At 60.3% G+C, this 20,487-nt stretch carries 14 protein-coding genes and 1 pseudogene; 6 read left to right on the top strand and 9 right to left on the bottom strand.

The features are described from left to right. Positions 1-20: 20 nt before the first annotated feature. A complete protein-coding gene (locus tag M1D93_RS05700; protein ID WP_461174184.1) occupies positions 21-1,271 on the bottom strand; it encodes a S8 family serine peptidase in 1,251 nt (416 codons plus the stop codon). A 169-nt stretch (positions 1,272-1,440) separates the two neighbouring features. Between M1D93_RS05700 and M1D93_RS05695 the strand changes: the two genes are divergently transcribed. Together M1D93_RS05695 and M1D93_RS05690 are read left to right on the top strand one after the other, a co-directional pair. Beyond that, positions 1,441-2,166 (top strand): hemerythrin domain-containing protein, encoded by a 726-nt coding sequence (locus tag M1D93_RS05695; protein WP_461174183.1) that lies wholly within the window; start codon positions 1,441-1,443, stop codon positions 2,164-2,166. An 8-nt stretch (positions 2,167-2,174) separates the two neighbouring features. Further along, complete coding sequence (locus tag M1D93_RS05690; RefSeq protein WP_461174182.1) at positions 2,175-2,804, top strand: hypothetical protein; 630 nt, start codon at positions 2,175-2,177, stop codon at positions 2,802-2,804. 51 nt (positions 2,805-2,855) lie between these two features. Here the strand turns inward: M1D93_RS05690 and M1D93_RS05685 are convergent, their stop codons facing one another. Together M1D93_RS05685 and M1D93_RS05680 are read right to left on the bottom strand one after the other, a co-directional pair. Beyond that, entirely contained in the window at positions 2,856-3,842 is a 987-nt protein-coding gene (locus M1D93_RS05685) for a nucleoside hydrolase (protein ID WP_461174181.1), read from the bottom strand. A 26-nt stretch (positions 3,843-3,868) separates the two neighbouring features. Then, entirely contained in the window at positions 3,869-5,308 is a 1,440-nt protein-coding gene (locus M1D93_RS05680; RefSeq protein WP_461174180.1) for an MFS transporter, read from the bottom strand. Positions 5,309-5,450: 142 nt separating this feature from the next. Here M1D93_RS05680 and M1D93_RS05675 point away from each other — a divergent pair, with 142 nt between their 5' ends. From M1D93_RS05675 to M1D93_RS05660, 4 genes and pseudogenes are all read left to right on the top strand, one after another. Then, positions 5,451-6,317 carry a ribokinase gene (locus tag M1D93_RS05675; RefSeq protein ID WP_461174179.1) on the top strand — a complete coding sequence of 289 codons (867 nt, stop codon included), beginning with the start codon at positions 5,451-5,453 and terminating at the stop codon, positions 6,315-6,317. Then, entirely contained in the window at positions 6,314-6,808 is a 495-nt protein-coding gene (locus M1D93_RS05670; protein WP_461174178.1) for a GNAT family N-acetyltransferase, read from the top strand. Before M1D93_RS05675 ends, M1D93_RS05670 begins: the two co-directional genes overlap by 4 nt. A gap of 135 nt (positions 6,809-6,943) precedes the next feature. After that, positions 6,944-7,101: pseudogene (locus M1D93_RS05665) on the top strand (DeoR family transcriptional regulator); the annotation flags it as partial. Positions 7,102-7,754: 653 nt separating this feature from the next. Then, positions 7,755-8,279 (top strand): hypothetical protein, encoded by a 525-nt coding sequence (locus M1D93_RS05660; protein ID WP_461174177.1) that lies wholly within the window; start codon positions 7,755-7,757, stop codon positions 8,277-8,279. A gap of 715 nt (positions 8,280-8,994) precedes the next feature. Here M1D93_RS05660 and M1D93_RS05655 read toward each other — a convergent pair. The 6 genes from M1D93_RS05655 to M1D93_RS05630 form a co-directional block, all read right to left on the bottom strand. Further along, a complete protein-coding gene (locus M1D93_RS05655; protein WP_461174176.1) occupies positions 8,995-9,630 on the bottom strand; it encodes an HNH endonuclease in 636 nt (211 codons plus the stop codon). Positions 9,631-10,356: 726 nt separating this feature from the next. Then, on the bottom strand, positions 10,357-10,887 hold the full coding sequence (locus tag M1D93_RS05650; protein WP_461174175.1) for a hypothetical protein: 531 nt from the start codon (positions 10,885-10,887) through the stop codon (positions 10,357-10,359). Then, the gene (locus M1D93_RS05645; protein ID WP_461174174.1) at positions 10,884-11,987 is read right to left on the bottom strand and encodes an ImmA/IrrE family metallo-endopeptidase; all 1,104 of its coding nucleotides are present in this window, start codon (positions 11,985-11,987) and stop codon (positions 10,884-10,886) included. The genes M1D93_RS05650 and M1D93_RS05645 overlap by 4 nt, the downstream gene beginning before the upstream one ends. Positions 11,988-12,064: 77 nt before the next feature. Continuing rightward, on the bottom strand, positions 12,065-17,518 hold the full coding sequence (locus M1D93_RS05640; protein WP_461174173.1) for a DEAD/DEAH box helicase: 5,454 nt from the start codon (positions 17,516-17,518) through the stop codon (positions 12,065-12,067). Between the two features lie 34 nt (positions 17,519-17,552). Beyond that, positions 17,553-18,452 carry a hypothetical protein gene (locus M1D93_RS05635; RefSeq protein WP_461174172.1) on the bottom strand — a complete coding sequence of 300 codons (900 nt, stop codon included), beginning with the start codon at positions 18,450-18,452 and terminating at the stop codon, positions 17,553-17,555. Continuing rightward, positions 18,442-20,457, bottom strand: coding sequence for a hypothetical protein (locus M1D93_RS05630; RefSeq protein WP_461174171.1), 2,016 nt, complete (start codon positions 20,455-20,457; stop codon positions 18,442-18,444). Before M1D93_RS05630 ends, M1D93_RS05635 begins: the two co-directional genes overlap by 11 nt. Positions 20,458-20,487: the final 30 nt, after the last annotated feature.

The raw sequence follows: 20,487 nt of genomic DNA, 5'->3' as shown, positions 1-20,487 counted from the left end.
GGACTATCTGGACGTTGTGCTCAGCACGACCCGCCGACAGCTTTGCAGGCATTTACGCGGCCATTTGCCCAATAAGTGCCGGTGCCGGCGATCTTGTCGGCAGTGGATTCTACGTAGGTCCGGACCGATTTATGGTCGGCCGCGGGATGCGATCTCCAGACCATTGCGGCAATGCCGGCGACGATGGCGGACGACATGGAGGTGCCGTTCCCCACGTCATACCCCAGCGAGCGGTTGTTCTGTGTCCCCAGGACGAATGTGTGGTTCGGAAACGTTGAGTAAACGTTGACTCCGGGCGCCGTAATATCCACCCAGCTGGCCCCGTACGTTGAGAACGAGGCTTTGGCATCGGAATTGTCCGTTGCGGCGACGGCAATGACATTGGCGTACCCGCCCGGGTAGATCTTGGTCTGATTACCGCCGTTGCCGGCGGCGGCCACCAGCACGGCACCCTTGCTCCACGCGTTGTTGACGGCCGATTCGAGGGTGCGGGATGACCTGACGCCTAGGCTCATATTGATCACCTTGGCTCCGTTGTTCATGGCCCAGTCGATGCCACTGGCTAGGCTCGACGATGATCCGACTCCGCTGTCGTTCAGCACCTTGCCGTCCAGGATGCTGCACCCCGGGCACGTTCCGGCCACGCCCATGGTGTTGTCGGCGGTGGCGGCAACAATTCCTGAGACATGGGTGCCGTGCCCGTAATTGTCATCACCGGTTTCCCCGTTGGTGAAGTTGGCTCGTGCGACGACCTTTGAATCAATGTCGGGGTTATCATTTGCGACACCCGAGTCGAGTACAGCGACTTTAATGTCGGCACCTGTGGTGATGTTCCACGCTTCGACGGCGTCCACATCAGCATCCACTTTGCCCCCCGCCATCTTCAGATCGCCTTTGGTGTTGGTGAAGGACTGACCATCGTTTTGCAGGGCGTACTGGCGCGGAAAATACTGGTCATTGGTGGCGGCTGTAACTACTTGGTCCGGCTCGGCATACTCAACCACAGGGTTCCGGTTCAATGCTTGGACGAGCTGGCTTTCCTTACCTTCGGGCACCTTGATGAGGTGCGCGCCGGTGTCCCCGATACCGGGGCCGTCGATGAGCCCATGCTGCCGCAACACTCCGGCGGCCGCACCGTGGTCCCGGAACTTGACCATGATTTGCCCTTGGATGTGGGACGGATCCGGCGCCGCATTACCCACGACTGCTGAATTGATTGCCCCAAACGCCAACATTGCCGCTGCGAAACCCGCCATAACGATCTTTTTCATGGGGTTATATTGCCCCGACCTGTGCCGGCTGGATAGTGCTCCCAGCCGAATCGCCCTACCTAATCCCCCGCCGTATCGAGGGGCTATTGTGCGGCAAACGGGCGGAACACTACGATGCTCGCGGGGAGAGGTCCTGGTCTCGCATTGACGAGCGCAAAGGGGCCATCCAATGACCGACTTCTTCACCATGCAGCCCGGCGAGAGCGCAGCTCCAGTTCCCGCGGGGCCCGTCTTGTGCGCAGGGACGGCGGGCATGCGTCGCATCCACCGCTTCTTCCTCTGGGCCTACCACGAGGCGCCCGGCTTGGTGCGTTCAGCCGCAGCCGGAGACACCGCCCGCGCCGCGTATATGGGCGAAGTGCTGGGGAACTTCGACAAGGTCCTCCACATCCACCACGAGGGCGAGGACATGCTCATGTACCCGCAGCTGAAGGAACGGGCACCGGCATGCGCTTTGCACGTGGGGCAGATGCTCGAGCAGCACCGGCAGGTCACCGAACGGCTCGAAAGCATCGAACCGCTCCGGCTGCGATGGATGCAAGCGGCGGACGCGGAAACGGGCAAGGAACTCGCGGAACGCTACGAAGACCTGAAGGCTGTCCTTGACATCCATCTGCGCCGGGAAGTCACCGAGGTGATGCCCGTGGTGGACAGGGTGCTGACCGACAAGGAAATGCAGACAGCAGCACAGCACGGGATCAATCAGCTCGACAAGAAGTTCCTGGTGGGCTACCTCGGCATAGTGCTTGCCACGAATCCGCCGGCGGACCAGAGGGAGATGTTCAAGGAAATTCCCCCGTCGGTCCGCCTCGGCTACCGTCTCATCGGACGGAGGCTGTACCGCAAGCAGTACGCCACGCTCTTCCCGGGCCGCCCAATTCCCGAAACGCTGTAGGGTCCGTGATGGCCCAGCGAAGTTTCGACCAGACATTCTGGACAGCTCAGTTCCCGAGGTGGGCCGGCGCAGCAGCCATGCTCGGCGGATTGCTTTGCGCCCTGGCAGCCTTCCTGCACAACCTGCAACCCATAGGCTGCGTCGGCATGGACTGCGAGACGACGGCGATGCGTTCAGCCACCGGGTTTGTTTCCGTCGCGGGCGCTGCCGCATCTCTTCTCACCTTGCTTGGCATCGCGGGAATGACCCTGCTTGCGCGGCGATCCGGCCACCACCGGAAACTCGCGAACGCCGGCCTGCTGACGGCCGCAGTTGGCTTCATCCTGCTGTTTGCCGGCTCGCTCATACAAACGGCAGTCTTCGCCGGCGACTTCCCCGGTATGCCGTTCTTTGTCATCCCCGGACTGCTGGCCGCGATCACAGGCTTCCTGATGATCGGGGTCTTCATTCTTCGTGCGGGAGTTTTTCCCCGGTGGCTGGGGATTTTCTTCGTGGTCAGCAGTTTCGGTTTGCTGGCAGCCAATGAGCAGACGCCGGCGGTCCTGCTGGCCATACCCTTTGGGCTCGCCATGGTAGCGGCGGGCTACTTCATGTTGGGCGGTGGCCGCAGGCCTGAAGCCGCTCCCGCGGGGAGGTAGTTCCACCTTCCATCGCGGGAGCAGGCCGAATACAACCACCGGGCCCCAGGCTCAACCGACGGGTGCCGGCTCACCCACCCGCTCCAACGTCAGAAGCGTCTCCACCAGGTGCGGCGCGAAGTCCTCCTCAAGGGAGAGCACCACCCGGCACCGCGCTCCCTGCACCGGAGGGTAGCCCGCATACAGTCCCCGGAGATCGCAGATGGTCTGCCCGCGGCCTGGCCCGTCGGAGGTGTCGACGGCGGCACGCACTACGGGTGCCACAGCGGCCTTTACAGCACCAACAGCGAGCGCCGCCGCCAGAGGATCGTGCATGGCGGAGCAGGGCCGGCCGTAAATGTTCTGGTAGAACCGGAAGTAGTAGCCCAGCATCTCCCCCAGCGCCTGCGCCACCGGCGAAGAGGACGCCAGCAGTGACTGCTGGTGCGTCTCCTCCAGGACAGACGCCATGGTCACGTCCAGCGGCACCAGGGTCACGTCCCAGTCGGCGGCCAGCACCCGGGCGGCGGCCTCGGGGTCGTTGAAGATGTTGGCCTCGGCCACCGGTGTGATGTTCCCCGGAGCCAGCGCCGCCCCGCCCATCACCATGACCGACTCCACCAAAGACGGCAAGGCAGGCTCCAGCCGAAGCGCCTCGGCGATGTTGGTCAGCGGGCCGATGGCGAGCACCTTCAACGTGCCCGGGTACAAACGGGCCAGCCGCACCAGCATCTCAGCCGCGGACTCCTGCACGACGGAAGCAGCCGCCGTCGTAAGCGTTACCCCGCCGATCCCGTTCTCGCCGTGCACCCACGGAGCCCCGCCGCCGAAGGACCCGGCAAGGGGATCATGCGCACCGAGAGCCACCGGCACATCACCGGAGCCGGCAAGCGCCAGCAGGTCCAGGGTGTTGCGGGCGCCGGCGGCGGCGCTGACGTTGCCGCTGACCGTCCCAACACCGACAACAGAAGCAAAAGGAGAGGCGAGCAGGTAGGCCAGGGCGAGGGCGTCGTCGATGCCGGTGTCGCAGTCCAGGTAGAACGGGGAGGGCGTGGTCATGGTGGTTCTCCTACAGTGAAAAGGGGTTAGACGGTCTCGCCCTTGGGGGCGGCGACGAAGAGGCTGACGATGAAAGCGGCGGCGGTGATGGCCACCGAGATCCAGAGGGCGGTGGCGTACCCGGCGGCGGTGGCCTGGGCGGCGAACGGCGCCACGAGGACGACGCCGAGGCTCGCCCCGATGCCGAAGGACGCGCCGTTGATGCCGGGCAGGGCAGCCGGGGCTTCCTTGGGTGAGAGGAGCACCGAGAGCCCGTTGATGGCGGTGAGGAAGAAGCCGTTGTAGAAAATGCCCAGGGCCGCGACGGCGATCAGCACCGCAATCTGGTTGTCGGAGAAGGTGGCGGCGGCGATGGCGCAGGCCAGGCTGAGCCCCGTGCCAAACCGGAGGGTCTTGATCCAGCCGTGGCGATCGGCCAGCCAGCCCGCCAAAGGCGCGGCAAACACGCCAATCAAAGCGGCGGGGGTGAGGAACAGCAGCGCCGAGATGGAGGCGGTGAGCCCGAAGCCGCCGTCGGGGTCCTGGCTGAGCAGCACCACGGTGAAGTTGATGATGGCGAAGATGCCGGCCAGGGTGAGGACGGTGGTGGCGATGACCGGCCAGACCTGGCAGGAGCGCAGGTGGTGGACGGCTATCAGCGGGTGGCTGCGGCGTTTCTCGATCATCCAGAACGCGGCGAAGGACGCGACGGTGCCGGCCAGCAGGGCCAGGGTGCCGGGCGCGGTCCAGCCGGCGGCCGAGCCGCCGGAGACGAAGTAGGTGGTGAACACCAGGAACAGCGAGAGTGAGCCGGCGCCCCACCAGTCCATGGCGCCGCGCACGCCCTGCGGCCGTCCGGCCGGGACGATTTTGATGATGCAGGCAGCGGCAATGGCGGTGAGGACCAGGACCACGACGAAGATGGACCGGAAGCCGAGGGTCTCGGCCATGAGCCCGCCCACGTAGCCGTCCACGCCGCCCACTCCCCCGTTGATGGCGGCGATGATGCCCACCGAGGTGCCGAAGACTTTGGCGTGCAGGTTTTCGCTGAGCACGATGTAGGCGAGCGCGAAGACGGCGCTGGAGACGCCCTGCAGGAACCGGCCGGTGACCAGCAGCGGCAGGGTGGGGGCGGTGATGCAGAGGATGGTGCCAGCGCCCATGATCGCCAGGACCAGGAGCAGCGCGGCGCGGCGGCCGATGAAGTCGCTCCACCGGCCAATCACGGGCCCGGCGATGGCGCCGGCCAGGAAGAACATGGACTGGACGGGGGCGGCGCTGTCGGCACCCTGGCCGAACTCGGCGGCGATCTGCGGCAGTGCAGGGGTGACCATGCTGGCGTTGAGCTGGAAGGACAGCACGCCGAGCAGCAGGGTGGAGATCAGCAGGGCGGCGCGGCGGTCGGCGAATGTCGTTTCTTCGGGAAGGACGACGGCGGAGGCGGCTTCCGCGGACGGCGCGGTGGCCGCCGGGGTTGGGGTGTTCACATCAAACTCCTTTGTTCTGCAGGCAGGTCCTGCGCTTGGGATGTGAGTTGTTATACAACCATGTATGACGCACAAGTACAACCATGGTCTACACTATTTCTCAATCCGGCCGCTTCCGGCCCCTCCCCCGTTAGGACTTCCCATGAGCACTCGACCTCCTGCCGTCACCGTTGTCGGCAGCATCAACCTGGACCTGATCGCCACCGCCGAACGGCTGCCCACTGCTGGTGAAACCGTCGGCAGCGCCGTCCTGTCCGAGCAGCCCGGCGGCAAGGGCGCCAACCAGGCCGCGGCGGCGGCACGGCTTGGCGGCAGCGCCCGGATGGTCGGCGCCGTGGGCAACGACGCGCACGGGCAGCGGATGCTGGACGCCCTGGCAGTTGCCGGCGTGGACACCGCTGACGTCGCCGTCCTGCCGGAGCCGACCGGGACGGCCCTGATTGTTGTGGACCGCGACGGCGAGAACCAGATCGTGGTGTGCCCGGGCGCCAACTCGAGCCTGTCCCTGGACGGGGTGGGGTTCGGTCCGGAGGAGGCGGTGCTGTGCCAGCTGGAGGTGGGCCTGCCCGTGGTGCTGGAGGCTGCCCGGCAGCACACCGGGTTCTTTGTGCTGAATGCTGCTCCGGCCATGGACCTGCCGGCGGAGCTGCTGGAGCGCTGCGACCTGGTGATCGTCAACGAGAGCGAGTACGCCCTGATCCCCGCCCTTGCTGAAGCGAAGCTGGTGGCGGTGACGTACGGCGGGGACGGCTCGGCGTTGTTCCAGCGCGGACGGAAGGTGGCCGAGGCGTCGTCGGCGTCAGTTGCGGTGGCGAACACCGTGGGTGCCGGCGACGCCTTCTGCGCGGCCCTGGTCCTTGCGCTGCGCCAGGGGCTGGACAATGCGCGCGCACTGGCGGTGGCCAATGCTGTGGGTGCGGATGCTGTGGGCGCTCCCTCCTCGCAGCCGGATTTGGCACAGCTGGGTTATTACGTCGAGCCGACGACAGTGGCCGAGGGTGCGCGGTGAGCTTGACGTTCAGGCGGGCGGTGCGCGCCGACTTTCCGGAGGTCCGACGGATCACGCGGGATGCCTACCTTCGTGCCGGGCACTTCGCAGCGGACCATCCGTACATGAGTATGCTGGAGGATGTGGAACACCGCGCCGAGCATGCGCAGGTGTGGGTGGCGGAGGCCGCCGGGCGGGTGGTGGCGGCGGTAACGCTGACGTTCGCCGGTGAGTCGTACAGCGAGATCGCACAGGAGAGGGAGCTGGAGTTCCGGATGCTGGCGGTGGACCCGGCGTGCCAGGGCGTCGGCGTGGGACGCAACGTGGTCCGCGAGATCGTGGAGCATGCCCGGCAGCTGCCCGGCATCGAGGCGATCAGCATCACCAGTGCCACGTTCATGGAACGCGCCCACAGGCTATATGAGTCGCTGGGCTTCCGGCGGGCGCCGGACCGGGACTGGTACGTGCCGGGCGAGGACGTGCTGCTGTGGGTGTTCACGCTGAAGCTTTAGCCCGGTGGGTTGAGAAACGGCGGAAACCCATGGTTTGTGCCTGCGACCGCTCCACCTTATGCAGGACCGCCAGTCCGGAAGCCGAACGCAGAGCATTGGCAACAGCAGCCTGCGGTCAGCTCGCTAGTCCCAGAAATACGCGAGGAGATCTATCACCTTGCTGTGACCACCGGCCCGGCGTCCGTGGAGGAACTCTCCGCCCGGTCGAGGTGACGGCCTCCACCATCCGCCGCGACCTGGCGCTGCTGAACAGGCAGGGCCGGCTGGCGAGTTCCACGGCGACGGGGCTCGCGGGTGTTCCGATGCCGGGCGCGTGCTGCGGCTGCTTCGCGGAGCGTGCCGAAGCCCTGCTCCATGTGGCCCACTGGTGGATCCTGCCGGTTATGAAGGCTTGAGGTCCTTCTTGCCCTCGTGCACCTTCTTGATGACGGCAGACCTCCACGGCGCCCGGCCGGACAGCGCCGGGCACTGTGACCAGGAAAGCGTTCACGCCGGAGCATTCGCAGGCGACGTCGGCCCCCTTGCCTCCAGTGGCGACGGACTTTCTTGCCTGCCTGTGTCAGTTCGCTGACGAGCGTGGTCACGTCAATGCCCTAGGGGACGGCCGCGTGGGCAGCCTGATGTGGCTTGAGCCGCCCACCAAGGCAACGTCGCCTCGTATGCGCGCCGGCGCCTGGTCAGTTACGTACAGCCTCCGAGAGAGTTCCAAAGAATTCGTACCAAGGTCATTGGCGTTTCATTGTGGAATAGCGGACGCGGATGCCCCGACGGGGGGGACGAAGATGGGGTCTTCCAGATACTCGTCATGGCCTACCGGCAGATAGCGCACCAGGCGACGTCGATCATCACCGCTCCCGCCCGGTTCTCCGTCATATTGAACTGACGAACAAGCCGCACAACTAAGACGCAATGCAAAAGGAATGCGTCAGCTATATATGCTGACTTAGTGAGTAATCCGCCCAAAGACTTAAATCCGCCCGTCATCCAGTTCACGCTGCGCCAGCGTCCCCTCGTGTTAGGCGGCTCGCTGCTTTTCGCGGCTGCGATTGCAGTGCTTTTAGCGGCGATCGACCAGTGGCAAAGGGACCTATTTGAGGTCGCTGGGACCTTCATGACAGCGTGGGCGCTAGTCCTCGCAATTGCAATCTACATAGTCAGCGCCGTGGATGTTAGTGCTGTGATGAACGAGACCGATGAAGCCAGGGAAGCCCTCGCGGATGCATACGGGGAGACGGACGATCACTCAATGGACGCCGCTACTCTGAAGCGGAATCTAGTTGAATTTGGCGAGCACGTTCGACAGTTGCAGGAAAAGTACAAAGTACCGGCTGAAGACATCGTCAGTATTGATCGTGCCCCACAAAAGAACCAAGAGCGCAACCGGCCTGTTCTCATCCACACACGTCATGGTAAGCGTTACAGTGTTTTTCATGGGGGCAAGGGTGGCGGCTGGCACGTGACGAAGTACTAGAACTGCTCCTACAGTTTGCGCAGCAGGGCCGGATGTGACGACCGGTCCTGCTTCGTCCTTGTGGACTACGGCTACGCCTATTGGGTAAGACTGCGAAAACAGCCTGCCCAAGCTTTTCCTGCTTAGTTAGTTATGGTTGTTCCGGCCGTCCTGGCCAATTCAAGAGTCGCGTGCAGCAACAGCGCGCTATGGTCTAACTGGGCTTCGCTGGCTCGCAAGCTTTGTGTCAAAACGCATGGGCTACGGGAACCAGACAGATACCGCCCGTCCTCTGAAATGATGGGGCAATGAATACCTTCATCACCTGGAGGACGTAGTTGCAACCGCCGCCCTACTCGTTTCCCTCTACAACCTTCCTGGATTGAAGAATGCAATGACAATCACAAATGTACTGTAAAAAAACCATATTGACGGCTGTAGCCAGCAGACTTCCAGCGTTGTCATTGTTTTGTTATCGAATGGACCTTAGATATCGCACCAAGAGCTACTACTGTCAAGAGAAGCAGGATAATGCCGTTGTATAGAAAGCGGCAACTTATTGGGTCGATTCCTCAGCATCTGCGGCCGTAATTTTATACTTCGCATCTTTCCCCTGGTGATTTCTTGCCCGGCATGATGAGCGGACATGTCCAGTGCCCTATCAGCAGCAATGAGGTTGGCCGTAAAGGCGAAAATGGAGGCGGAAGAATTCTCTTTTTCCTGGCGGGCGCACGATTCAGCGGTGCAGGTCTAGTAGTTGAACGCTCTGGCTGACCAACGCTTCTAGTTCCTTCGGTGTCAGCCAGGGACTGCCTCGGTGTATCATGCGGTGGCAGTTGGCGCAGAGTAAGGCGAGATCAGACAAGCGCGTGCTTGTGGGGCCGGAAGCGTGCAGCGGCAGTACGTGGTGAACTTCTATATAGTCTTGGCCTCGCTGCCCGTAGGTGTTCTGGAAGTTGAAGGAGCATATCTCGCAGGCGACAGGTAGGCCGGCCTTCTTGACGCTTTGAATTTTCCGGGCGCGCAAACCGCGGTTCCGTTCCCGCTTGAGGTGTCGGGCAAGCAGCAGCCGTCCCTCCGGAACCTCTATGTCACCATCCAGATCGTCCTCGTCTGGGGCGGCAGCATTGTCCCGCAGCATTTCTGCTTGAATCTCGGCAGCCACAGCCTGCATGTTCCCGGGTGCCAGGAGGAAGTCGTTCAACACGACTGCGTCGAGCCTGTTGCCCTTGGTTTTTTTGCCAGTATATTCTGGGTGCTGTGTGGCGATGTCCCACGTCTTGCGGGCCACGCCGGCGGGGTTTCGAAACTTGTCGTCTCGCAGCGTTAGTGGATGGAAATGGCTTCTATTAAGCAAATCGGACAGTGCCACTACCCGGTTATCCTTTTCATCCAGTCCGTTCCAATTGTTAGTCCTGGTCAACTCGCATGCAAGGATTATTTCGTCTCGAGCCCAGTTGATACTCATCCCGCTCCATTCCTATAGCTCCTGCCCAAAAAGCGTAACCCCACTCTACTTTGGCGCGCTTCAAGGATGGTGCACTGCATACCGCAGCTTTGCAGATGCTGCATCATCCACATCGTGAGTCGCGATTGAGCTCCGCGTGTGGTCTATAGATGCCGACTCCCTCACACTGCACCCTCGGGCTACTTTTCCGGCTCGGTAATGATTCTCACGGGCAAGATTCAAGGCTTCTATTCGGCATGCGGGGAGTTGAGGGGCCGGGCGGAAGAGACTAGCACAGGCAGTTTTGGAGGTTTAGCACAAAGAACCCCCGCTCCACATTGACTTTCAACTGCACCCCAAGAACAGCAGCTGTCGGAGACTCTCGCATATCAACGCCTGCGCGGGTTATAGAAACGTCGGCGACGTCGCCGGTTCCAGATCCGCTACTCCCGGGGACATCTCGAAGCATCCTCTTGGGGAAAAACGCAACAGTATCAGCTGCTCAACAAGAACAGGCATCAAGATTGTCTCCGACATCTTCTTACCGCTGCGGCAGGGTCGTCAACCATCACACCTTAAGTGTAGTGCCCGAGTGGGCTTCGTTCGGATAATTGAGCCCGTCCGATAGGGCGTTACTATCGAAACTTGGGTTTACTGCAGTTCTCTATAGTGCCCGGGCATTCGGCGAGGTGATTGACCCGAGTCGTACATTCTTTGCATCAGGTCGAATGCTTGCTCTGCCGTTACATCCCCCATGGCGATGAGATTCTCAAGGGTGCTGCGCGTATCCCATGTGATGATTCCCATCTGCTGACCGAAATCGAAGGCGTCGTAGTCATCGGTGATCCAGATAGCATCCTGATACGACGGGTCGTTGCGAATGAGATAACAAGTCTCGGCTTCGCCCAGGTGCTGTGTCGGCTTTAGCGGACTTCCCGAAAGCCGACCTTGGCGTATCCTGTTGACTTTTTCCGCATCATCTATTTCTATGGGCTCGCCAAGCAAAGAATGATCCATAAGTTCGTCCAGACTTGGCCAAACTGAGGAAGATTTTCGGGCTTCAGCGAATACCGCCTGCGTCCATCGTCCTCGGTCTGTCACTACTGTCTTCAGCAAGTCGATCCGCTCTACGCATGCGTAGTTGCACAGCACTGTGTTGTCGGGAAAAAGCAGCGTGGTCACTTCTGATTCGCAACCGGCCGTAGGAGGTGGATTATGTCACGACTCGACATCTCGAGAAGCGCTGCAAGTGGCCGGGCTGAGGTTTCACCATTATAGAAGTGCTCCAAGTGCTCATTCAGAATGCGGGGCGGCATCCGACTTGCCTCTGAGCGAGCTCTCTCCCTACTAATCAGCTCGGGAGTTCGAGCGCTGAGCGCACAACTCTCAGCCGTAACCTTCTGCCACTGCGCTACGCAATTGGATGGCATCAGGTCGAGGTTGACGAGTCGCCAGGCCATGGACACGGGAGATACCCGGAAATGGTTCACCAAGACAGCGAAATGGGCTGGGTCAGTTACATCCGTTGCCATGCTGCGCACCTCATCGGCCGGCATAAGGAACGAAGCCGCAAAGGCACCGGCCCGTTTTTCCGTCGTCTGGCTACTGTGTGGCGGTACCTCCTCGGCAATCAGCGTTTGCGCATCGCAAGCCAGGATGTGACCGAGTTCATGGGCCAGAGTGTGTCTCTGCCTAGCCCAGTTGCTCGTGCGGTTCAGCACTATTAGCCTGTCCGTCTCGGTCTGCCAAGCGCAGCCGTCTAATCCGGGTGGAAGATTAACAATTGCAACATCTACAGAAAAGACTTCTTCCAGCAGGGCGGGAAGGTCTAATTCTTGCGTTAAGTCTCTTCCCCGGTCTCGCGCCATTGTTAGCGCGTCGGCCGCAAGGCGGTCAGCCTGTTCAACATACATCGGCGTCTTAGCCAAAGCCGGAAGGGGTGCGAGAGTCCTAGGCGTCTCGGTCAGCATGTGCAACTGTTCGCTTGCTGTGCTGAAGCGTCCCACTATTTCCGAGATCTGGTCATGAGAAGGCGCTGCTGCCAGGGCTGTTCTGGCCGCAATCGCCGGCGCAGCCTTGTGCTGACCAGTAAGCAGCCATTCAACAGTTGTTCCGGCCGATTGAGCGGTAAGAGCGAGTTCGGTAGTGGTAAATTTTCGTATTCCACCAAGCGATTTACTGAGACGGTCCGGGGAAGTGGCGATGAGTTCGGCAAAGTCAGCCTGATTGAGGCCACTCGTCTGCATTATTTGCCGTACACGCCCTATGAGTGCATCGTCCATGCCTAGCAGTATACAGGGATCTGTTGCGAAAATCGCAACTACCACCAATCGCACACACCGTCTCAGTACGACTTGCACTAACCAAGCGGGTGAACCTCACGCAACAGCCGTACAACATGGCTCGGATCCCTGTCGAGGACGAAACTATCGACATAGACGATGCCGTCGAGATCTGGATACTCCAGCTGCATTTGGGTCGTGGCCTCAACGAGCCGCTTCGGCATGAGTCCTTGTTCCGCGGACTCCAAGGGGTGCCGCAGGATTATGCCAAAACGGCCGTCCGCCTTCTTGTCCCAGATGGCACATGCACCACTGACGTTGTCGACCGAAGTCATGGAGTACGCTGCTGCCCATCTCTGGATAGCGCGTTGATGTTGGGCGGTGTCCACGATCAGTTGTTTCCCGTGCAGCACGTCAAGGAGGTCCTTGGCTAGGCGCCAGTCGAGGAGTGCATGGTAAGCCATGTTGGAGTAGTCACGTAGACAGCGGTAACAGGAGGAAGTGCATTCTATGGCGTGGTCGCCCGCTAGTTCTGTCAGGTACGAGTCGACCTGATTGAGGAATCCCGGCAGCACGTCCTGCTGCCCAAGATGGCTGCTGAATCCGGCGCCGTTTTCGAGGCTGTCTGCGAGGAAAGCGAAGGTTGTGGGCTCGTTTTCCTGCAGTCCCGTGAAAATTCCAGCGGTAAATTCCTGCGGCTGAACGTCCAAGTACGTGGCAGCCACAGTCCTCATCAGAAACCCCAAGGAGTACCAGGCAGCGCGACGGCCCTGTATCGAATCGGTGGGGCCATACTGTTGGCTCAGTCCCGATGTCAGGTTTAGTCTGAGACCTTCGGTTTCGACGATGGGGTTTCGAGGTCCCAGGAAGAGGAAGTCGGTGGGCTGGATGGTTCCCAGTGCGGAAATGATGGGCGTCGCGGACGGGTCGACGCGCAGCCTGCCGACGCTGTCCAAAGGCGACCCATGGAGGGGAGATCCGTCTGGGGCCGTGGCTAGATAGCCACCCCAATAATCGGAGGCCTTCATGAAGGTGAACGACTTGCCGGAGTTGTCATTGATGACATATTTGTGAGCAGGTCCGGAGTACGCGGCCAAGCTCTCCACTCGACTCAGACTGAGCGTTTCGAGATCTGTCATCGCTCTGGTTGACGTGGACCGTGGAGTCCACGAGAAGTTGCCATCGAAGTCTCTGGCCTTTCCTGCCCGATAGCCGAGCGGCTCGCGAAGATCGATAGTGTTGAAGCTTCCGGAGTCCGCCCCGCACCGGGGACAGTTCGTGTCCGTCGGATCTGACCCAGTTGGTCTGTTCTCCACGAAGGCGCAACGCCGGCAGATGTCGATGAGCCGCTGCTCACCGAGGGGTTGCTCTTCTGTGGCGACCGACGGACCGGCCGGACGGTATGAAGTGACGCCGATGACAGGGTAGATCCGTCCGTCGCGTACAAGTTCACTGCCGGGGGCAAATTGGCTGACGGCCATCGCCGAATCGCGGTCAATCACGTTGTCCGGCGGCCAGGGAAAGGATGAATTGGGCTTTTGCAGGAACAGATCACGAACCTTGGACGGAAAACCAAACATCGGTAGAATTCCCTCTTCGGCAAGGCGTTGGCTGAGATCGGAGTGCCCTGGAACCCCACTCTCGGCGATGTCTGTGATGCGGTCGAATAGAGGGTACAAAGAGTCAGGAGCTGTTTGGATTATTCCTCCAGGCAAGTTGCAGAAGTTCGCCAACCCTTCGACAACCTCCTTGACCGAGTCAGCATTGTCTTCCATCCAGGCCAAAACGAGGGGCTTCACAGAGGACCAGTCGACAATTTGTCCGAATTGTCCGTGAGTGTTGTTTCCTAACCCCGAAATGCTGTCGTCGATGGAGATGACGTCAGCCAAGTCATTAAAGGCACGTCGAAGTACTTCACTTCGCACAGACCGGAGATATATTTCGGGTCGACTGAGGGCCAAGTAGGGCTTGGGCGTGGGGGCATTGGTGATCAGATCAGGGCGCCCGAAATAGTACTCATCGTGACTGCGCCCCCTGCACACCGTTAGGGAAACGGCCATAGGAGTGGACCGGCGCCCGGCACGGCCGACACGCTGCTGGTAGTTAAAGCGGGTTGGTGGCATGTTTGCCAAGACGACGGAGTCAAGCGCCCCGATATCGACACCGGCTTCCATTGTCGTGGTAACCGAAAGAAGCTCGATCCCGTCCGTTCTCTTGTTTTCCGATTGATTTAGGAAGACATCCTGGAACCTCGCTTGGCGGGACTGCGCGTCCAAGCGGTCCGTCTGACCGCTTAGTTCTGCGGTGTTGAGCCGAAACTGCCCTTTAGCGTGAATGGCGTTGTATCCGTAGTAGTCAGGATTAGCCGAAGGCGCAGTTGCATCCCTTGGAAGCTCCCGACGGCAATAGGTACACAGACCACAGCCATAGACCAGGTGCTGCCGCCGACAGTTCCCGCAAACCCAGGCGGACGTGGTGGGTTCATGGATTGTGACGGCCCCGGGCTGGATCAGGAACTCGAGTACCGCGGGTCCCCAGACCTTCAGGACGGATGACTGAAGCTCATCAACATCCAGGTCGTACTTTCTCGCAACAGCGACCCAGTAATTCTTTAATCGCCGGGGAGCCGTCAGGGATGTGTTTCTAAGGCCCGCAAAGCGACGCATGTCCGCAAGGACGCGCAGACTCCCTTGCGCAATTGCTGAGGGAGATGAAGGTGATGTCCCTGGCTCAGCTTCGGTGTCGATGAGTCCGAGCCAGCCTAGACCCAGAGACTCATAATCGCGACCGGCGCCAGAGAAGAGGCCGTCAATGACTTCTTCCTCCAACGATTCATTGATCCGCTGGAGGAGGTCTTGCTGGCCGGTCGAAAGACCAGTTCTTGCTTCAACCGTCGGCTCCCATCGGTAGAGATTAGACCATGGGCTTGGCGTTTTTTCAGTTGTCTGTTGCAGAGTTGCGCGCGGTCCGCCCGGATTCATGCCTAGGTCGAGAAGCCGATGCGCCACCATGGCAGCGAGGGATGGCAGAGAAGGTCGACGGGTCAGCGTGCGTGACGCTGCATCCTCGGGGACACTAGATTCGCCTTCCCAGACGTCGCGCATGATCGTGAATGCGGGCAGATCTCTGAGACGAAGTCGAGCGATTGCTTCGCGGGATTCGTCTGTCCGATGCCCATTCACAAAATGTTCTCTGGCGAGTTCGACGTCGGCGTCGACCTGCCCGAGAGTTGAAAGTTCCTGATGGAGGAGGAGCCTGAGAAGGTCCTGGTAGTGTCGCAAGCTAATGCCCGAGGACAGCTTTGCCGCATCCTGACGGCTGTCGGCGAAGACGATGGTTTTGCGGTTCGCTGGCCTGAGGCTTTGGAGAAGTTCAGTGATCAATACCTGATTGATCTTTTCGAAGCCAGTCCGCATGGCCCGAATGGGTGACCGCTGCCGTTTTTTGTCCGCTGCTGCAACTGGTCCGTCTTTGGTATGCGTTATTTCCCAGTCGTCGCTGCAGTTCGGGCAACGCGTCGGGAATGGGGAGAGTTCTTGGGGGTCCCTTCTGGACGCTCCGGCACCGCTCCGGGCGCCTGGCTGTGGCGTAAGGACATGGAAGGTCCACCCGGTGAAGTCGTCGTTGTCTGTAGGTCGGAGTTCACCGGTGAGCGGCTGAAGATGCGAGCGTCGGAATGCGTACGTGACTTTGCCGTTATCTTTATTCCACTCCAAGGTATCCAAATCGGGTCGGCGCTTTTGTGGCCAGTACAAAAGGTAGTTGTCTGCCGTACGTTCGAGATTCGCTTGGTCGGGCAGGTGTTCGAGGTCGGACAGGTCCGCCAGAAGGGTGCTAGGTTGTCCCGGTTTCTGCGTGGAACCTGTGGGGACGTAACCGCCGAGGAAAACGTCCCCGCAGTTCTGGCAATAGAGAAGTTCGAGGACGCGCGAACCGCATAGACATCTGCTTACCGGCTCGGCGTATAGGCGTCCGATTGGGCGTGTCGGGCTAGCCTCTCGGTCGGCTTCCGGGCATCCTGCGTCCGTACACGCCCACATACCCGGCACATTGCGGAAGAATAAGTGGCTTCGCAGCATTGGCCACCTGGTCTCTCCCGCTTCGGACTCGGCGGCGGTTTTTAGGACGCGGTGGACCGCTTCGATGCGGGCCTCCTCCGGAAGTTCGGGGAAGAGGTGCGTACTCAATTCCTTGACAGACTTCGCGAGGGGTTTCGTGTCTGCCGTCCCATCTGCGCCGGAGAAGAAGGCATTTCCCAGAGCAGTAGCTGCCGCGGTCTCATCTTCTTTGGATGGCGTACCTGACCCACTTGCGAATGATGTGCCGGACAAGTCGGCTTCCGAGACTTTTGGGCGCACAATCTGGCCGGGGAGGAAATCGAAAGTCTCGCGAGGGACCGCAAAGAACTGTTCGACATAGGCTTCGTCACGGTCGGCTTCGAGGGACGCTGATGCTGCAATGACTTGGAGTTGGTCGCTTCGAACATCCAGTCCCAATCGCATTTTTAGATTCCGAATTAGAAGTGCGACCTCTGTCCCGGCAGTGCCTCGATAGGTGTGCAGCTCGTCCACAACCAACGTGAACCTATGTTTTGGGTTTGCATGGAGCCAGTCACGCGTGGAGTCGAAGTATTGGCGGTCGCGGTCGCGCAGCAGCAACACGTTGAGCATTGAGTAATTCGTGATCAAAATGTCGGGTACGGCGTCCGCCATATCCCACCGGGAGAGCATTTCGGCCCCGCCCGGGTGTGGCACAAAGTACCGCGATTCATCGTCGAGCCCCAGCGCTTGGCTGCGCTGATGGGTGCCTTGCATGAACGAGCGCAAGTTTTGCAAAGCAGTACGGTTTCCCGGTGCTCCCGTGACTGGCGTGGCACCGGTGTACCTGCCGAAATAAAACCGGTGGCCGCGTCTATTCTCATCGAGCCACTGCCGTGCGGCAGTGCTGTCGATGGCCCTGCGCAAGCGGACCAGCTGGTCGTCAACAAGGGCATTCATGGGGTAGAGAATGATGGCGCGCACGGCCTGGGTGCGGCCTGTTTCCGTCTGCCTTTGCGGGATGAACGGTCCGTTCGCTTGCCGCCACCACTCGACCGGGGAAGCGCCATTGCCGGCCCATGATCGGGACTCGGCGAGAAGGTTGGCGAGCAGCGGCAAAAGGAAGGCTTCGGTCTTTCCTGCCCCTGTACCTGCGGTGACGACTATGTTTCGCTTTTTGCCCGAAGCAGAAATAAGAGCCGCCTCCTGGTGTGTATAAAGCTGGCGTCCGGGAGTGATCAGACCTTTTGCGACAAAGTCGCCCAGCTCCGTTGGAGCGTCAGCCAATGAGGCGGATTCCTGAACCGAACGTCCGGTTGTCCGGTATTCAGGCCTGAGTTCAATAAACGGATTGCGGTAGACGCCATTGTCCCGATCCAACAGGTGGCGGCGTTCAGCTTCTAGAGCGCGGTCGGCAAGGCCGAACGGTGTGTCGTAGTACCGGAAATATGAATCCCGGAGATTTTTGAAGGTTTCGACTATGTCCACAGCCATGTCTCTGCCGCTCCCTCTATTGTGAATTGGATCATCAGGTTGTCCGAAGTTGTTGGTGCAAAGACTTTGCCACTAGGTGGGCCACGGAGAGTGGAACGTTGCGGTAGGTCCATGCCCCCGTTCGTTCGGTGAGCGCCCTCAGACCGCTGCACAGCGTGAGAGCTCTCCGGTGATGAGCAGGCAAAGGCAGTCCGGCATCCACGAGCAGGGTGCCGACGGGTTCACCGTCGTTGTCCTCCGGGTGGAACTCGAGGAGATCGCGCCGGCGCATGCCGTTGATCAGGCAAATACCCTCGTCCTGGCTGGTAACAGCCCAAGAACCGGCTTCAAAGATCCAGTGGTTGAAGGGTCCGTTCGCAAGCTGCCTGTACAAACCATCCCGCCGTGGAAAGTCAATGTCAGTGAAGCCTGCCGAAGTGGTGAACATCTGGATGGGTGAGCCCAGTCTGTTGGGGCCGCTGGAAATCGCGCCTGGTTGGAGGGGCGTGAGGCCGCGAGCGACCGAAACGGCGGCACAGGAAACGAAGGTCGCCTCAATTGCCTCCGCCATGTCGCGGAGCTCGGCTTCGGTGTCATATTCAAGGAGAAGGGCGGCAGGATCACTGAAGCGGTCATTGTCCGCTGCCGGAGGCCGTATGACACGGAGAGCGAACTCGGAATCTACGTGCTGTTCAAACCCGACAGGTCGTTCTCCAAGAATGAGCGCGAATGCGGACGAGCCGGGAAGATGGGTCACCGTCCGAGGGCGGATTTGCCAAGTATTCGCGGTCCATGACAGGTCGATGTGGCCAAGATCCTCCAAGCGACGGAGGTAACGGCGGGCTGCCCGTGGATCCGAAACCCCGGACACGAGCGCAGCTGCGGTCCTGGTCGCATCCGGTAGTGCCCCGGACCGTCGTGCGCTCAGCCAGTTCAGGAAAAGGTCACCGTCCATGGACACCCATCCCTATGAACTGTGCCAGGTATTCCCGCCATCGGTGATCGGAGGTGGAAATGGTGACCGGAGTGATGCGCCGCCAGAACGTTTCGGAAATCTGGTCCAAGGGATGGAATTCTTCGCGGTCGTCACGGATGTGCTGCGGATGGGCGAAGTGTCCGTTTCGCTCCGCCACAACCCAGGTAGCATCGTCCGGGACCGAAACCTTCCAATTGAGGGATCCGGGGAGGCCATTTGGAAGCGGTGGTTCGCGGTGCTGGCGCGCGCAACCCGACGATGTTACGAACCACATGGCAGCCTCTTTGCCGCGCCGACAAACCGCATAGGTCAGTCCTGAGTCTTCAAACATCGGATCCATCGGATCGGGCGTCCCTCCGTCCGGGCCCCTTTCCAGAAGGGCATCCGTGCCGCTCTTCTGGACGAAGAAATTCAGCGTCAGGCCGTCGATTTGCACCGTATGTTTCCCTTCGGTCATGGGGCCGAGATAACGAAGGGGCAGCGGCGCACCGTTCGCTTTCAACGGGGGTTCCTGCGGCACACCGTCCAGTTCTACGCGTACGTACCTTTCTGAGTCGCCCGGAGGGATCAAGAGATCTGGCTCTCCGCCCTGCAGATAGTGACGGCCACCGACATCCGTCTTAAGGGGAAGTCCGTTGACGAGTCTGGGTGACGGGCCGATGTCGGTCTTGAATATGTGCGTCAGGCCATCGTCCGACGAGGCTGTCGGTTCTATATTGTCTGATACGAGCACGTCGGCGAATAGAACCCAGCCCGGGACCAGCTGATTCCGGAGCCTGCGGTAGCCGGGCTCAGCGCTCTGAGCCAGCAATTGGGTAATTGCCGCCGACTCGGAAGCACGGACCATGAACAGGTGATCGAGCCCGGGCTCCATCGAATCCACCGATTCCCATTTGCCCGACACAGGGTCGATGCGTAAAATCCAGACATCTTGGACGTCTTTTGTTAGGACCGCCCGGTTCCCGACGGCCCGGAAGGGTCTGTCTATGAGACCCGGGCCCTGCGCTATAGCTCCCTCACGCACCTCATACCTGGAACCGTATGCTGGACGAGCAATTGAGAAAACTGGACCATCGTCAGGCCTGAATTCATCGGCTTCCAGGTCATTGTGCAAGGGGATTGCCCACCCAACAGACCATTCCTCCAAATCGATACAGAGACGGAGCGAGAGGCGAATCCGGCTTCGCGCCGTGGAAATCCTGGACCGTTCTTCGGATCCGAGCTTCAGAAGCAGATCTCTCAGCAGAGGGTTCGACGAGTCCTGTTCCACAAGACGCAAGAAGGCTTTGGACAGGCCCCGAGGGCGGTCTAGCCAGTAATGGAGAAGCCGCAGCAACTCATCGGATGACGGAGCGGAGCGCCTGTCGAGGTGGATGCGTTCGAAGAAATCGGCGAGCCGCTCCCGGTCGGAGGTTTTCAACACAGTCTGAGAGAGTGGGTAACCGATCAGACTGAAAAACCGGTGGGTATTAATAGTGCTGGGTCCGAGCCTGTCCTGCTGTTCGGCGATCCAAGAATGCAGCTGTTCCCACATGGTGGCCACTTCATCAAAGTGCTTTCGAAGTCCGCTAACTCGCAAATCGTTTGGCTCGGATGACATCAGGTCCGCCAGCCGAGGGTAGTACGCGGTCGAAGAAAACTCGCCGTCATTCCGCATCCTCGAGCCAGCAACTACCGTCAAAGCAAGCAACGGCAGGCATGGGGGCGGATCCTCCTGTAAGCCCGTCGTCCAGGACTCTATCCTGCCACGGACCCAATCCAAGACACCTATCTTGTCCGTTTGCCTTAGCTCCGACATCACAGCTAAGCGAAGTGACTCCGTGGCGTCGGCGGCATCAGGTGACAATCGGCTCAGTTCCTCATCATCGAGAAACATTATGATTGGTGACTTCAAGTGATTCGGCCGAAAGAATTCGTCCGACAATCTGGATTGCCACTCGTCATAGCTGCTGTTGGTCCTCAAAGTGACCTTGTCCCCCTGCATGTGGCAACTCTAGCTGGCACCCATGACAAT

The sequence above is a fragment of the Arthrobacter sp. Z1-9 genome (genome assembly GCF_054792695.1).
The sequence above is the reverse complement of the archived record's forward strand: the minus strand, read 5'-3'. Positions and strand labels throughout refer to the sequence as shown.